Genomic DNA, 15,091 nt, shown 5'->3' with positions numbered 1-15,091 from the left:
CGTCGCACAGGCGCGCCGCCGTCCCGGTCGGCCCGCAGTTCCACGAAGCCGGCACTCTACTGTTCGGGCCATGGTGAACGGGTGCCTGCGGTACCTGTCCTGCTGGCAGCGCTGGAACCCCTGCGGTCAAGGGTCTCGGACGCGCGCTGCCGCACGGCGGTGCGCTGTCTCGGGGAGATCGGCGCACCCGCGGCGGAAGCACTCCCGCTGCTCGACGCGGTACTGGCCTCCGAACACCGTTTCGCCCGGGAATACCGCCTGCGGGCGCGGCCCATCCTGGAGGACGAAGCGCTGTGCGCGGCCGCGCGGGTGGCGCGTCAGCGAATACGCCCGGCCTGAGCGGCACCGGACCACTCCTCGATGTCGGCCCGGGTCGGCGGGTCGGCGCCCTCTCGGGTGCAGGTGAGGGCGGCGGCACCGGTGGCCAGTCGAAGGGCGTGCAGTACGTCCTGGTGCAGGTGGGCGGCGGAGGTCGCGGTGCGAAGTCTCGTACGCGGGGATTCGCCGCGTTCCCCGGTGGACCTCTCCGCGCCGAGCATTCCGGCCCGGAGCAGGCCGCTGATCAGTCCCGACATGAAGGCGTCGCCTGCTCCGACCGTATCGGTGACCTCGACCGACGGGGCCGGCAGAGCGTGTCGGCCCTGTCGCCACCAGACCTGCGCGCCATCGGCGCCGAAGGTCAGGACCACCAGCGAGGGCCCGCTGCGCGCCCAGCGTTCCGCCACCTCGTGAATGTCCTGCCCCGGATAGAGCCAGGCCAGGTCCTCCTGGCTGGCCTTCACCACATCGCTGACCGAGACCAGGTGCTCGATGCGGGGACGCTCGTCGCCGGGCTTGCGGAGCAGCGCGGGTCTGAGGTTCGGGTCGTAGGAGACGGTGGCTGTGTCGCGTGCGGACTCGATGGCGCCGAGCACCTGATCGGCGCCGGGAGCGAGCGTCGCGGCGATCGATCCGGTGTGGAGGTGGCCTGTCGCCCCGGTACGGGCGGACTCGAGGGCGCTGGACGGCAGTTCCCAGGAGATGTCGAAGGTGTAGCTCGCCACCCCGTCGGCATCGAGACGGGCGGTGGCGGTCGACGTCGGGACGTCCGCAACAGAGCCTTCCGTGAGGACCACCCCGCTGCGGCCCAGATGGGTCCGCAGCACCTGGCCGAAGGGGTCGCGGCCCATGCGGGTGGCGAGGCGGACCGGATGGCCGAGCCGGGCCAGGCCCAGGGCGACGTTGGCCGGGCTCCCGCCCGGACGGCAGCGCCGGGACCCGTCAGGGCCGGTCAGGATGTCGGTCAGTGCCTCGCCGATGACGAGCGTCGGCGCTTCGGGTGTCGGCAGGGGCGTCGTCATGGGCAGCTCCAGGGGAGGACGGGTTTCCGTAGCGGCGGGGGTGCGTCCCGGGTCAGGGAGTGACCAGGATCTTTCGGCCCTTGCCGTCCTGGAACTGTTGGAGCGCGGCGGCGTAGTCGATCAGTGGCAGCCGGTCGCTGATGAAGACCTGCGGGTCCAGGACCCCTGCGGCGAAGAGCCGCGCCGCGCGCTCGTAGCTGTGCAGGACGGCCATGGAGCCGGTGATGGTGATTTCCTGGTTGTAGATCCTGTACGGCTCGATCGTCGCGCGCGCCGCGTAGTCCGCCACGCCGAACTGGAGGTACGTTCCCCCCTTGCCGACCCGGCCGATGGCTTCCTGGATGGCTTTGGCGTTTCCGGTGGCGTCGATGACGACGTCCCAGCCGCGGGGTTGCTCGATCTCGTCGGCCGAGGTGACGGCGTGCGTGCAGCCCAGGGTTCTGGCGGTTTCGAGGCGGTCGGGGTTGATGTCGATGATGTCGACGGTGGCGGCGCCGGTGCGCTTGGCGAGTTCCATCATCATCAGGCCCATCGTGCCGGATCCGTAGATGAGGACGTTGGTGGCCAGTTGGCTTCGGAGGATGTCGTATCCGCGGACGGCGCAGGAGAGGGGTTCGATCAGAGCGGCGTCCTGGGTGTGTATGTGGTCGGGCAGTTTCACGCAGTTGGCGGCCGGGGCGAGGGCGTATTCGGCGGCTCCGCCGGGATTGGTGACGCCGATCGCGGCCCAGCGTTCGCAGAGGTTGTTGCGTCCGATGCGGCAGTAGTGGCATTCGTGGCAGTACAGGGACGGGTCGACGGCGACCCGGTCGCCGAGTGCGAACTCGTGGACCAGGCTGCCGACCGCGACGATCTCGCCCGCGAACTCATGGCCGGGGACGATCGGCAGGGTGGGGGCGAACTCCCCCTGCAGGATGTGCAGATCGGTACCGCACAGGCCGACGGCGGCGACCTGGACCACCACGTCCCGCGGGCCGGGTGTCGGATCGTCGACCGTCTCGATCGCGACGACGCCGGGGGCGCTGATGACGGCTGCTTTCACTTGACTGCTCCAAGGGACAGGCCCTGGACGAGTTTGTCCTGGGCGGCGAAGCCGGCGATGAGTACGGGCAGGGAGACGCAGACGGCGGCGGCGCACACCTTGGCGAGGAACAGGCCCTGGCTGGTGACGAATCCGGTGAGGAAGACCGGTGCGGTGCCGGCCACGACGCCGGTCAGGACCCGGGCGAACAACAGCTCGTTCCAGCTGAAGATGAAGGAGATCAGTGCGGTGGCCGCGATACCGGGTGCCGCGACCGGAGCCACGATCCGCGTCAGCGTGGTCAGCAGTCCCGCTCCGTCGATGGAGGCGGCTTCGAGGATTTCCCTGGGGACTTCGGCGAGGAAGGAGCGCATCATCCATACCGCGATCGGCAGGTTCATCGAGGTGTAGAGGATGACCAGCAGCCAGATGTTGTCGAGCAGGCCGGCGTGTTGGGCGATGAGGTAGACGGGCAGGAGCCCGGCCACCGCGGGGAGCATTTTGGTGGACAGGAAGAAGAACATCACATCGGTCCACTTGCGGACCGGCTTGATGGACAACGCGTAGGCGGCGGGAATGGCCAGCGCCAGCACCAGAAGGGTGGAGGCGACGCTCGCCGTCAGCGAATTGATCAACGGCGGCCAGGGGCTGACGCCGGTGCTCGCGCCGAAGAACTCGCGGTAGCCCTGGAGGGTGAGGCCGGCCCCGATGTCGGGCGGGTTCGTCGCGGCGGCCGGTTCGCTGTGCAGCGAGGTGAGCAGCATCCAGCCGAACGGCGCGAAGAACAGCAGACCGCAGACCCAGGCCAGCAGGCCCCAGATGCTGCCGCGGTGGCGCAGTAGGCCGGTACGACGGCGTGGTTGGCGGGCCGGGGCGCCAGACCAGTGAGGCCTCGACCGCGATGAGGGGGTTGGTGGACAGCCAGTCGGTCTGCGGGGCGTCGGAGCTGCCGAACAGGCTCCAGATCCAGGTCAGGGTGCCGTTGATCAGCCCGTAGGACGCGTTGTACAGGGCGTGCTTCCACAGCAGCGCGGAGGCCACCGGCACGACGAGGAAGGGAGTGATGAGCATCGTGCGGACGATGCCGCGGCCGCGGAACTGCCGGTCCAGCAGCAGGGCCAGGCCGAGCCCGAACAGCAGGCTCACCAGGACGACCGCGGCGGTCAGGATGACAGTGGTGGTGATGGACGAGCGCAGCGTCGGATCAGTCAGAGCGGTCTTGTAGTTGGCCAGGCCACCGAAGCCCCGGTTGCCGGGGTCCAGGGCGTTCCAGCGCATGAACGATATGCCCAGCGTTCCCAGGAACGGCAGCTGGGTGACCGCGATCAGGAAGACCAGCGCCGGGAGGAGTGGTGCCCGGCGGGCCCAGGCGCCGCGGGGCCGGTTGGCGGGAGGGGACGATTCCCGCACTCCTTGTCGCAGGAGTCGCGGGCGTTTTGCGGTGAGGGGGACGGTCATGGTGTCTCTCCGCTTCGCGCGGGTGGCCTCCCGACCCGCGGGGGGCGGGTCGGGAGTGGATCGGCGTGGGTCGGGAGGTGTGCTGTCCGGGTCGGGAGTGGGTCGGCCGGTGGGGGCCGGTCACTGGCCGGCGTGTTTGGCGGCGACCGCCTCGGCGCGGGCCTGGCTGGTTTTCAGGGCGCTCTCGACGCTGGTCCGGCCGGCGATGGCGGAGCTGATCTCCTGCGAGACCTGAGTGCCGAGATCGGTGAATTCGGGGATGCCGACGAACTGGATGCCGGGTGCGGGTCGTGCCTGCACACCGGGATCGAGGGGGTCGGCGTTGGTCAGTGCGGTCTTGGTGGCCGCGGCGAACGCCGATGCGGCGGTGAGGTACTGGGCGTTGGCGTACGTCGAGGTGCGCTTGCCGGCCGGGACCTTGGACCAGCCGAGCTTGCTGCCGACGAGGTTCTCGTACTGCTTGCCGGACGCCCAGGAAATGAACTTCCATGCGTCGTCCTGGTGCTTGCTGGCCTTCTGCAGACCCCAGGCCCAGGTGTAGAGCCATCCCGAGCTCTTGGTTCGGTCGACCGGCGCGGGCGCATAACCCATCTTCCCGGCGACCGGTGAGCCCGTGCCGTCCAGCAGGCCGGCGGCGGAGGTGGCGTCGTACCACATGGCGACCTTGCCCTGCTCCATGTTGTTCAGGCACTCGGTGAAGCCGGCCTGCGGTGCGCCCGCCTCACCGTGCGCCCGCACCAGGTCGACATAGAACTTCGTCGCCTTGGTGAACTCCGGGCTGTTGACCTGGGCTTTCCAGTCCTTGTCGAACCAGGTGCCGCCCATGGTGTTCACCACCGTGGTCAACGGCGCGATCAGCTCACCCCATCCCGGCTGCCCGCGCAGGCAGATGCCCTTCATACCGGGCTGGGCTCCGTCGGCCCGCGCCGCCAGGTCCGCGACCTGGGTCCAGGTCGGGTTGGCGGGCATGGTCAGGTTCTTCGCCGCGAAGACGTCCTTGCGGTACATCAGGAACGACGACTCGCCATAGAACGGCTCGGCGTATATCTGTCCGCCCGAGGTCAGGGACTGCTGGATGCTGGGCAGGATGTCGCCCTGCTCGAAGGCGGTGTCGGCCTTGGACTGCGCGGTCAGCGGCGACAGCCAGCCGTTCTTCGCGTAGATCGGTGCCTCGTAGTTGCTGATGGTCGCCACGTCGTACTGTCCGGCCTGGCTGGCGAAGTCCTGACTGATCTTGTCGCGGACATCGTTCTCCGGCAGCACAGTGAAGTTGACCTTGATGCCCGTGGACTTCGTGAAGTTGTCCGCGGTCAGCTTCTGCAGATCCACCATCTGCGGGTTGTTGACCATCAGCACGTTGATGGAGTGCGCCTGGGAGCCGCCGCCCCCGCCACCGGCGCCCGAACATGCCGCGAGCAGGCTGGTGCAGAGGATCATGGCTCCCATCGCAACAGTGCGAGGTGCGTTCTTCGGTCTTGTCGTCACGCTGGATCCCTTCGTTGGTGATCCGGCCGGGTGGGACCGGGTGTCAGCTGATTTCGCCCACGCCACAGGTGCCCGTCACTGCGGGGCAGCCGGCTGCAGCGAGGTGGAGAGCGGTCGGGTCAGACGCGGATGACCTGAGGGCCCAGGAGGGTGTAGCGGTGCGCTTCCGCGCTGGACAGTCCGGTGTCGGTGACGATGGCCTCGAAGTCGGAGACCTCCGCGAACCGGCAGAAGCTGCTCGCTCCGAACTTGCCGTGGTGCCCCAGGAAGATCCGTCGGCGGGAGACCTCGATGGCTTTGGCCTTGACGTCCGCCACCACCGGGTCGGGCGTGGTGAGCCCGAATTCCCGGGAGATCCCGTTCGATCCCAGGTACGCCAGGTCGATGACGAAGCCCGAGAGCATGGCGCAGGCCCAGGAGCCCACGGTGGCCAGCGTTCGTGCGCGGACCCGGCCGCCCAGCAGGAGGACGGTGGTGTTGTCGGACTCGGCGATCGCCGCGGCTGTCGACAGCGATGCCGTCACCACGGTCAGCGGCCGGTCGGTCGGCAGCAGAGCGGCCAGGAGCTGAGGTGTGTACCCCTCGTCCACGAAGATGGTCTCCGCGCTGTCGAGGAGCTTGACTCCTTCCGCGGCGATACGGCGTTTGCTCTCGACGTGCAGCGTGACGCGCTGGGCCAGATTGGTCTCGAAGCCCGCGCTCTCGACGGGGTAGGCGCCGCCGTGGGTGCGGCGGACCAGCCCTCTGCGCTCCAGTGCACTCAGGTCCCGCCGGATGGTCTCCGGCGCGACCCTGAAGTCGGCGGCCGCGATGGCGACCTCGACGCGCCCGGTCTGGCGCGCCAGGGCAAGCAGCCGGTGGTGCCGCTCTTCCGACCGCATCACCGCACCCGCCCTCCTGCGCCCGTTCGGGCATTCGGGGCCCGAATGGGCCCGTCCATGAGTTATACCGTCGCGCCGTGGCCGTGCACCGCCCCGTTCCGGGCAAGACGTTGCCCGATTGTGCCCGGGTTGGCAACCACAAGAGCGCAGGTCAGCGGCGTCCGCTTCATCGGCGGACGCGACACGTGTGCCCGGCTGCCCCCGATGAGCTGCCGATTGCGGTGGATCCGGACACCGGACACCGGAGAACGAACGACGACCGGCACCCATGACAGGGGCCCCCGTACCGGCAGGAAGGTGGAGACGGCTACGTGCGGACCGTGTCCTTCGCGGCGGCCGGCCGGGCCGCCGCCGCGTTCCACCGGGCGCGGTCGGCGGCCGGCTCGTAGCGGCGCAGCGGCTGGGTGCGGCGCAGCAGGGAGCGGATGTCCGCGAGGCCGCCGCCGATCACTCCCGCGGCCCGGGCCTGCACCAGGACGTTGCCCAGGGCCGCCGCCTCGGCGGGACCGGCCACCACCGGCAGCCCGCAGGCGTCCGCCGTCAGTTGGCAGAGCAGCTCGTTGCGCGCGCCTCCTCCCACGATGTGCACGACGTCGACGGGCCGTCCCGACAGACGTTGGGCGTCCTCGATCGCCGCGCGGTGCGCCAGCGCGAGGGAGTCCAGGATGCAGCGCACCGTCTCCGCGGGATCCCGCGGTACCGACTGTCCGGTTTTGCGGCAAAATGCGGCGATACGGTCTGGCATGCCGTTCGGCGCGAGCAGTCCCGGGTCGGCGGCGTCCACGACCGAGCGCAGCGGCGGGGCCTGCGCGGCTTGGGCCAGCAGCCGGCCGAGGTCGTGCGGAAGGCCCGCGGCCTGCCAGGAGCGGAGGCACTCCTGCAGCAGCCACAGGCCCATGATGTTGCGCAGATAGCGGACGGTGCCGTCCACACCCAGTTCGTTGGTGAAGTTCGCGGCGCGCGAGTCCTCGGTGAGGACGGGGGCGTCCAGTTCTACTCCGGCCAGCGACCAGGTTCCGCAGGAGATGTACGCGAAGCGGTCGGTGTCCGCCGGCACCCCGACGACCGCCGAGGCGGTGTCGTGCGATCCGACCGTGACCACCGGCACGGGGTGTGCCATCCCGGTGGCTTCCAGAACCTCGGGCAGCAGCTCGCCCGCCGGGTCGCCGGGCCGGCGCAGGGGCGGGAAGAGCGACAGCTCGATGCCGAGCCGCCCGGCAAGCGCGTGCGCCCAGTCGCCGGTGCGGGGGTCCAGGAGCTGCGTGGTGGAGGCGTTGGTCAGCTCCGTGCCGGCCGTTCCGGTGAGCCAGTACGCGATGAGGTCCGGCATCAGCAGCAGCTGCGCGGCGGCGTCCAGTTGGGGCGTTCCCCGGGCGGCGGCCAGCTGGTAGAGGGTGTTGAACGGTGCGTGCTGCACACCGGTGACGGCGTACAGCTCGGCCTGCGGAACCGTCTGCCAGATCCGCTCCGGAACACCCTCGGTCCGGGCGTCGCGGTAGTGGACGGGGTTGCCGAGCAGCGAACCGTCGGCGGCCAGCAGCCCGTAGTCGACGGCCCAGGTGTCGATCCCCACGGATGTCACCTGACCGGCCGCCCGCAGGCCCTCCAGGACCCCGCGGTACAGCGCCAGCACGTCCCAGTGCAGGGTGCCGCCGACCCTGACCGGGATGTTGGGGAAGCGGTGGACCTCGTCCAGGCCGACCGACCGCGCGGTGACCCGGCCGACCATGACCCGCCCGCTGGATGCGCCGAGGTCGACGGCGGCGAAGGCACGGGGGTCGCTCGGTGACATGAGGAGCCTCACAGGAAGTCGTGGGGAGGGGATCTCACCGGCCGGCGCGGACGGTTCGCCCCGCCGCCGGCCGGGCCCCGCTACCGCAGGAACGCCGCTGCCACCCCGGCGTCGACGGGAATGTGCAGCCCCGTCGTATGGCTGAGTTCCCCACTGGTCAGGGCGAAGACGGCGTTGGCCACGTGCTCGGGCAGCACCTCGCGCTTGAGCAGGGTGCGCTGGGCGTAGAACGCGCCGAGGTTCTCCTCGCTCACCCCGTACACCGCGGCGCGTTGGGCGCCCCAACCGCCCGCGAAGATCCCCGAACCCTGGACCACCCCGTCGGGGTTGATGCCGTTGACCCGGATGCCGTGCTCCCCCAGCTCGGCGGCGAGCAGCCGCACCTGGTGGGCCTGGTCGGCCTTGGTGGCGCCGTAGGCGATGTTGTTGGGACCGGCGAAGACCCCGTTCTTGCTGGAGATGTAGACGATGTCACCGCCCAGGCCCTGCTGGATCATGATCCGCGCGGCCTCCCGGGAGGTGAGGAAGGATCCGCGGGCCATGATCGAGTGCTGCAGGTCCCAGTCCGCCGCGGTGGTCTCCAGCAGCGGCTTGGAGATGGAGATGCCCGCGTTGTTGACCACGAGATCCACGCCACCGAAGGCGAGGACCGCCGCGTCGAACGCCGCCAGGATCTGTTCCTCGGAGGTGACGTCGGCCGTCACGGAGACCGCTCGGTCCGGCCCGCCGAGCTCCTCGGCGACCGCGCCGGCGCGTGTCGCGTCGATGTCGGCGACGACCACGCAGGCGCCTTCGGCGGCGAGCCGGTGGGCGATGGCCCTGCCGATGCCCGAGCCGGCGCCGGTCACCAGCGCGATCCGGGTCGCCAGCGGCTGCGCCCGGGGCATCCGGCGCAGCTTCGCCTCCTCCAGTTCCCAGTACTCGATACGGAACTTCTCGGATTCGTCGATCGGCAGGTAGGACGAGACCGACTCGGCGCCGCGCATCACGTTGATCGCGTTGAGGTAGAACTCCCCCGCGACACGTGCGGTCTGCTTGTCCTTGCCGTAGGAGAACATCCCGACGCCCGGGACCAGCACGATCGCCGGGTCGGCGCCGCGCATCGGAGGTGAGTCCGGCGTGGCGTGCCGCGCGTAGTAGGCGGCGTACTGCTCGCGGTACTCGGTGTGCAGGTGCCGCAACCGCGCCACCGCCTCGTCGAGCGGGGTGTCGCCGGGCAGATCCAGGACCAGCGGGCGGACCTTGGTGCGCAGGAAGTGGTCGGGGCAGGAGGTGCCGAGTGCGGCCAAACGCGGGTGCTCTCCCCGGGCGAGGAAGTCGAGCACCGCGTCGGAGTCGCAGAAGTGGCCGATCTGCGGGCGGTCGGCGGAGGCGATGGACCGCAGGACGGGAGCCAGCGCGGCCGCCCGCGCCCTGCGCTGTTCCGAGGGAAGCGGCTCAAAGCCGGGCAGCACCGGCCCGAACGGTTCGGCGCGGCCGCGCCGGTCGAGGAACGCGGCGGCGGTACGGATGATGTCGAGGGAGTTCTGCTCGCACTCCTGCGAGGTCGCGCCCCAGGCGGTGATGCCATGACCGCCGAGCACGCAGCCGATGGCCTGCGGGTTCGCCTCCTTCACGGCGGCGATGTCCAGGCCCAGTTGGAATCCCGGGCGGCGCCACGGCACCCAGGCCACCCGGTCGCCGAAGCACTCCTTGGTCAGCGCCTCGCCGTCGGCGGAGCAGGCCAGCGCGATGCCGGAGTCGGGGTGCAGATGATCGACATGTGCGGCTCCGACCAGGGCGTGCATCGCGGTGTCGATGGAGGGCGCCGCCCCGCCCTTGCCGTGCAGGCAGAAGTCGAAGGCGGCCACCATCTCGTCCTCGCGGTCGACGCCCGGATAGACGTCCACGAGTGCGCGCAGCCGGTCGAGCCGCAGGGCGGCGAGCCCGGACGCCGGCAGGGTGCCCAGGTCGCCGCCGGACCCCTTCACCCACATCAGCTCGGTGTCCTGTCCGGTCACGGGGTCGGTGGCGGTCCCCTTGGCGGAGGTGTTGCCGCCGGCGTAGTTGGTGTTGCGGGGATCGGCGCCCAGTCGGTGGCTGCGCGCCAGCAGCTCCGCCGCCTGCGGGTGGAGTTCTGCGGTCATCGTGGAATCCCTTGCGGATGGGGGCGGAATCATCGGGCGGACGGAGTGGGCAGGGTGCGGGGCTACGCCCCCCAGCCCGCCTGCGTCCCGCCGACCCGTTGGGCGACGATGTGATCGGCCCAGCCGGAGCGCTTGTAGGCGGCGAGCGGGTCCGGGTCGATGCCCTGCTCCTCGCGGACCTCGCGCAGCAGCGGGCGGACGTCGGTGTTGTACGCATCCATCAGCACGGCGTTCGCCTCCAGCACCTCACCGGCCTGCTGGGCGGCGCGCAGCGCCTCGGGGTCGACCAACAGCGCCTTGGCGGTGGCCTCCTGCACATTCATCACCGATCGGATGATCGCCGGGATCTTCGCCTCGATGTTGTGGCACTGGTCGAGCATGAAGGCCACTCCGGTCTCGGCCGCGAGCCCGCCGCCGCGCACCACTTCGTACATGATCCGGAAGAGCTGGAAAGGGTCCGCCGCGCCGGCCATCAGGTCGTCGTCGGCGTAGAAGCGCGAGTTGAAGTCGAATCCGCCGAGCTTTCCCTCGCGCAGCAGCGTCGCCACGATGAACTCGATGTTGGTGCCCGGCGCGTGGTGGCCGGTGTCGACGACGACCTGCGCCTTCGGGCCGAGCTTGAGGCAGTGGGCGTAGGCGGTGCCCCAGTCCGGCACGTCCGTGGCGTAGAAGGCGGGCTCGAAGAGCTTGTACTCCAGCAGCATCCGCTGGTCGTCGGCGAGCCGCTCGTAGACCTCCGCCAGCGCGTCGCCCAGCCGTCCCTGACGATCGGCGATATCGTCCTGTCCGGGGTAGTTCGTCCCGTCGGAGAACCAGAGTTTCAGATCGCGCGAGCCGGTGGCGTCCATGATGTCGACGCATTCCAGCAGATGGTCGGTGGCCTTGCGCCGGATCTTGGGATCGGGGTGGGTGACTGAACCGAGTTTGTAGTCGTCGTCCTGGAACACATTGGAGTTGATCACTCCGAGCCGTACACCGCGCTCGGCCGCGTGGGCCGCCAGAGCCGGGTAGTCGTCGGTCCTGTCCCACGGGATGTGCAGCGCCACCGAGGGCGCGGCCGCGGTGAACTCGTGGACGCGCGCCGCGTCGTCGATCTTCTCCTGCGGGGTGCGGGGCACGCCCGCTTGCGCGAACACCTTGAAGCGCGTGCCGGAGTTGCCGTACGCCCAGGACGGCGTCTCGATGGACTGGGCCCTCAGCGCGGCCTTCACCGTGGACAGGTCGGTCATGTGCATCGCTCCCGCCGTGAATCGTTTCACTGAAGGGAAGCTAGGTGCACGAGAAGGGGGTGTCAACCTCCTGGTTACGGGAGTTCGGCCCTCTGCATATTCCGGAGCGGGAAACTTGAATCGAAACCATTGACGCGTCATGTCACCCTGGCCTAACGTCCGTGCAACTCAGTTGAAACCTTTCATGTGAGGCCTCACCATGGACCAGCCGAAGTCGGCGGAACGGCCCGTACTCTCGCTGGAGGACGCCAGCAAGTCCTTCGGTGCGGTCCGGGCCCTGCAGGGTGTGTCCCTGGCCCTGTTCGCCGGGGAGGCACACGCTCTCGCCGGCGAGAACGGGGCCGGCAAGTCGACCCTGATCAAGATGCTCGCCGGAGTGCACCGGCCCGACGCCGGGCGGGTCCTGGTCGACGGCGAGGCCGTCACCTTCCACGGACCCTCCGACGCCCGGGACGCCGGCATCGCGGTCATCTACCAGGAACCGACGCTCTTTCCCGACCTCACCGTCGCCGAGAACATCTTCATGGGCCGCCAACCGCGCCGCTCACTCGGCCGGGTCGACCACCGGTCGGTACGCGACGCGACCCAGGCCCTCATCGAACGGCTCGGCGTCGACCTCGACCCCGGGCAGCTCTGCCGCGGGCTGTCCATCGCCGACCAGCAGCTCGTCGAGATCGCCAAGGCGCTCTCCTTCGACGCCCGCGTCCTGATCATGGACGAACCCACCGCGGCGCTGACCGGCGCCGAAGTGGCCCGGCTCTTCGGCGTGGTGCGGACGCTGCGCGAGCAGGGCACCGCCGTGCTGTTCATCTCGCACCGGCTGGAGGAGATCTTCACCCTCTGCCAGCGCGTCACCACCTTGCGGGACGGCCGGCTGATCTCCAGCGACACGATCGACGGCCTGACCGAGGACGACCTGGTGCGCCGGATGGTCGGCCGGGACCTGGACGACCTCTACCCCAAACAGCCCGCACGGATCGGCGAAACGGCCCTGGCCGTACGCCGGCTCACCCGCGAGGGCGTCTTCACCGATGTCTCGTTCGACGTCCGCCGCGGAGAGATCGTCGCGCTGGCCGGCCTGGTGGGCGCCGGCCGCAGCGAGGTCGTCCGCGCCGTCTTCGGTGTCGACCGGGCCGACGCCGGCGACGTGCACGTGTCGGGCACCAGACTTCCGGCCGGCTCGCCCTCCGCCGCGATGGCCGCCGGCGTCGCCCTGGTCCCGGAGGACCGGCGCCAGCAGGGGCTGGTGATGGAACTGTCCATCGAACGGAACATCGGCCTGACCGGACTCGACCGGCTCGGCCGCGGCGGCCTGGTCCGCAGAACGCTGGAGCGCGGCCGGGCCGCGGACTGGGCGGTGCGACTCCAACTGAAGTACAACCGGCTCTCCGACCCGGTCGGGGTGCTCTCCGGAGGCAACCAGCAGAAGGTCGTGCTGGCCAAATGGCTGGCCACCGAACCCGGGGTGCTGATCGTCGACGAGCCGACCCGGGGCATCGACATCGGCACCAAGGCCGAGGTCCACCGATTGCTGTCCTCGCTCGCCGCGGAAGGACTCGCCGTCCTCATGGTCTCCTCCGACCTGCCCGAAGTTCTCGCCATGGCCGACCGGGTGCTGGTCATGCACGAGGGACGCATCACCGCGGAGCTCCCGCGCGCACTGGCCACCGAGGAATCGGTCATGGCCGCGGCCACCGGCCGGAAAGCCGGCGGAGAGAAGGCAGCCTGATGACAGCGACAGTGGAACAGCCCACGGCGGCGCCCGACGCCCGCAAGGTGACGGCGCGTTCGCTCACCGAGACCGTCTTCCGGGCCCGGGAGATCAGCATCGCCGGGTGCCTGGTGCTGCTCGTCCTCGGCACCTGGGCGGCCAATCACCGCTTCCTGTCGGAGCAGGGCATCAAGGACCTGCTCCTCAACGCGTCGATCCTGATCCTGCTGGCCGTCGGCCAGTCGGTCGTGGTCCTCACCCGCAACATCGACCTCTCGGTCGGCTCGGTGGTCGGGCTGTCCGCCTTCGCCTGCGGAAAGTTCGTCTCCGGCACCGACCGCAACGCCGTCCTCGCCCTGCTGCTCGGGATCGGCGTCGGCGCCCTCTGCGGCCTCATCAGCGGAGTGCTCGTCAGCTTCGGGCGGGTACCGGCGCTCGTGGTCACGCTGGGGATGCTCTACATCATCCAGGGCACCGACTACTGGTGGGCGCACGGTGAGCAGATCAACGCCGCCGACGTCCCCGCCTCCGTCCTCGACCTGGGCAGCGGAAGCGTCCTCGGCGTCCCGTACCTGGCGCTGATCGCCGTTGCCGTACTGGCCGCGGCCTCGTACTACCTGCGGTCCTACCGCAGCGGGCGGGAGCTGTACGCCATCGGCTCCAGCCCGGAGGCCGCCCGGCTGGCGGGCATCCCGATCCGCCGCCGGATCCTGGCCGCCTACGTCTTCTCCGGCGCGGTCGCGGGATTCGCCGGCGCCCTGTGGCTGGCCCGCTTCGGCACCGTGGTCGCCGACAACGCCCACGGCTGGGAACTGACGGTGGTCAGCGCGGTGGTGGTCGGCGGCGTCGCCATCACCGGCGGCACCGGCAGCGTCTGGGGTGCGGCCCTCGGCGCGCTGCTGCTCACCACCGTCGGAAGCGTCCTGGTCGTCCTGAAGGTCGGCTCCTTCTGGCAGAGCGCCATCACCGGAGCCCTGCTCCTCGCGGCCATCAGCGTCGACCGGATCGTGACCCTGCGCATGACCAGCGCCCTGAGGAAGAGGAACGCGCGCCATGTCCACCAAGCCTGAACTGAGCAGGTTCCTGCGCTGGGACGTCGCGGTCGGCGTCCTGCTGGTGGCGGTCTTCGCCACCGGCGCCGGTACCACCGAGGGGTTCGCCACCGCCGGCAACCTGTCCTTCGCCCTCAATGACATCGCCGAGGTCGCGATCATCGCGCTGCCGATGACGCTGCTGGTCGTGGCCGGCGAGATCGATCTGTCGGTCGCCTCCATGCTGGGCCTGGCCAGCGCGGTCAGCGGCAAACTGTGGGAATCGGGCTGGGCGTTCGAGACCATCATTCCGGTGGTGCTGGCCATCGGCATCCTCGGCGGCCTGCTCAATGGCTGGCTGGTCACCCGGGTCGGGCTGCCCTCGCTGGCCGTCACCATCGGCACGCTGACGCTCTACCGGGGCCTGGCGTCGGTGGCGCTGGGAAGCAACGCGGTCACCGACTTCCCCGAGACGTACGCCCGATGGACGTCGGACACCGACACCGTGCTCGGGATCCTGCCCTACCCCTTCGCCCTGTTCATCGTCCTGGCGGCCGTCACCGGCGTGGTGCTGCACGCCACCGGGTTGGGCCGCTCGCTGTTCGCCACCGGAGCCCAGGAGGAGGCCGCCTACTTCTCCGGTATCCGGGTCAAGCGGATCAAGCTGCTGCTGTTCGTCCTCACCGGTCTGCTGTCGGCCTTCGCGGGCATCGTGTTCACCCTGCGCTACGGCAGCGCCCGCGCCGACAACGGCCAGGGCTTCGAGATGCTCGTCATCGCCTCCGTGCTGCTGGGGGGCGTCGACTTCGACGGCGGCAAGGGCACCCTCTTCGGCGCCGTCGCCGGGGTGCTGCTGATCGGCCTGCTCAAGAACCTGCTCATCCTCAACGACGTGGCCAACGAGGTCCAGGTGATCGTCACCGGACTCCTGCTGGTGGCCTCGGTACTGACCCCGCGGGTGATCGCCGCGGCACTCGAACGGCGCCACCGGCGCGCAGCCGCGACGGCCTGACGGCG

At 70.1% G+C, this 15,091-nt stretch carries 12 protein-coding genes and 1 pseudogene; 4 read left to right on the top strand and 9 right to left on the bottom strand.

Annotated elements, in window-relative coordinates:
* Window positions 1-81: 81 nt before the first annotated feature.
* Window positions 82-339: a hypothetical protein gene (locus AC07DC_RS14235; RefSeq protein WP_478914671.1), complete on the top strand. Its 258-nt coding sequence runs from the start codon at window positions 82-84 to the stop codon at window positions 337-339.
* Here AC07DC_RS14235 and AC07DC_RS14230 read toward each other — a convergent pair.
* The 9 genes and pseudogenes from AC07DC_RS14230 to rhaI form a co-directional block, all read right to left on the bottom strand.
* Window positions 318-1,340, bottom strand: coding sequence for a carbohydrate kinase family protein (locus AC07DC_RS14230; protein ID WP_478914670.1), 1,023 nt, complete (start codon window positions 1,338-1,340; stop codon window positions 318-320). The two genes, AC07DC_RS14235 and AC07DC_RS14230, sit on opposite strands and share 22 nt — an antisense overlap.
* 52 nt (window positions 1,341-1,392) lie before the next feature.
* The gene (locus AC07DC_RS14225; RefSeq protein ID WP_478915122.1) at window positions 1,393-2,382 is read right to left on the bottom strand and encodes a zinc-dependent alcohol dehydrogenase family protein; all 990 of its coding nucleotides are present in this window, start codon (window positions 2,380-2,382) and stop codon (window positions 1,393-1,395) included.
* A complete protein-coding gene (locus AC07DC_RS14220; protein ID WP_478915121.1) occupies window positions 2,379-3,200 on the bottom strand; it encodes a carbohydrate ABC transporter permease in 822 nt (273 codons plus the stop codon). Before AC07DC_RS14220 ends, AC07DC_RS14225 begins: the two co-directional genes overlap by 4 nt.
* A 25-nt stretch (window positions 3,201-3,225) precedes the next feature.
* Window positions 3,226-3,819 (bottom strand): annotated as a pseudogene (locus AC07DC_RS14215) (carbohydrate ABC transporter permease); the annotation flags it as partial.
* 120 nt (window positions 3,820-3,939) lie between these two features.
* Entirely contained in the window at window positions 3,940-5,304 is a 1,365-nt protein-coding gene (locus AC07DC_RS14210; protein ID WP_478914669.1) for an ABC transporter substrate-binding protein, read from the bottom strand.
* A 119-nt stretch (window positions 5,305-5,423) separates the two neighbouring features.
* Window positions 5,424-6,185 carry a DeoR/GlpR family DNA-binding transcription regulator gene (locus tag AC07DC_RS14205; protein WP_478914668.1) on the bottom strand — a complete coding sequence of 254 codons (762 nt, stop codon included), beginning with the start codon at window positions 6,183-6,185 and terminating at the stop codon, window positions 5,424-5,426.
* A 307-nt stretch (window positions 6,186-6,492) separates the two neighbouring features.
* The gene (locus AC07DC_RS14200; protein WP_478914667.1) at window positions 6,493-7,977 is read right to left on the bottom strand and encodes a rhamnulokinase; all 1,485 of its coding nucleotides are present in this window, start codon (window positions 7,975-7,977) and stop codon (window positions 6,493-6,495) included.
* A gap of 80 nt (window positions 7,978-8,057) precedes the next feature.
* Window positions 8,058-10,103 carry a bifunctional aldolase/short-chain dehydrogenase gene (locus AC07DC_RS14195; protein ID WP_478914666.1) on the bottom strand — a complete coding sequence of 682 codons (2,046 nt, stop codon included), beginning with the start codon at window positions 10,101-10,103 and terminating at the stop codon, window positions 8,058-8,060.
* 62 nt (window positions 10,104-10,165) lie between these two features.
* Window positions 10,166-11,332 (bottom strand): L-rhamnose isomerase, encoded by a 1,167-nt coding sequence (gene rhaI / locus AC07DC_RS14190; protein WP_478914665.1) that lies wholly within the window; start codon window positions 11,330-11,332, stop codon window positions 10,166-10,168.
* Window positions 11,333-11,531: 199 nt separating this feature from the next.
* Here rhaI and AC07DC_RS14185 point away from each other — a divergent pair, with 199 nt between their 5' ends.
* The 3 genes from AC07DC_RS14185 to AC07DC_RS14175 are packed head-to-tail and all read left to right on the top strand — an operon-like array spanning window position 11,532 to window position 15,086.
* Complete coding sequence (locus AC07DC_RS14185) at window positions 11,532-13,061, top strand: sugar ABC transporter ATP-binding protein (protein WP_478914664.1); 1,530 nt, start codon at window positions 11,532-11,534, stop codon at window positions 13,059-13,061.
* Entirely contained in the window at window positions 13,061-14,113 is a 1,053-nt protein-coding gene (locus AC07DC_RS14180) for an ABC transporter permease (protein ID WP_478914663.1), read from the top strand. Before AC07DC_RS14185 ends, AC07DC_RS14180 begins: the two co-directional genes overlap by 1 nt.
* Window positions 14,097-15,086 carry an ABC transporter permease gene (locus tag AC07DC_RS14175; RefSeq protein ID WP_478914662.1) on the top strand — a complete coding sequence of 330 codons (990 nt, stop codon included), beginning with the start codon at window positions 14,097-14,099 and terminating at the stop codon, window positions 15,084-15,086. The genes AC07DC_RS14180 and AC07DC_RS14175 overlap by 17 nt, the downstream gene beginning before the upstream one ends.
* Window positions 15,087-15,091: the final 5 nt, after the last annotated feature.

The sequence above is a fragment of the Streptomyces sp. NPDC045021 genome, from assembly GCF_056432645.1.
Note: the sequence above shows the minus strand (reverse complement) of the source record. Positions and strands in the feature narration are given on the sequence as shown.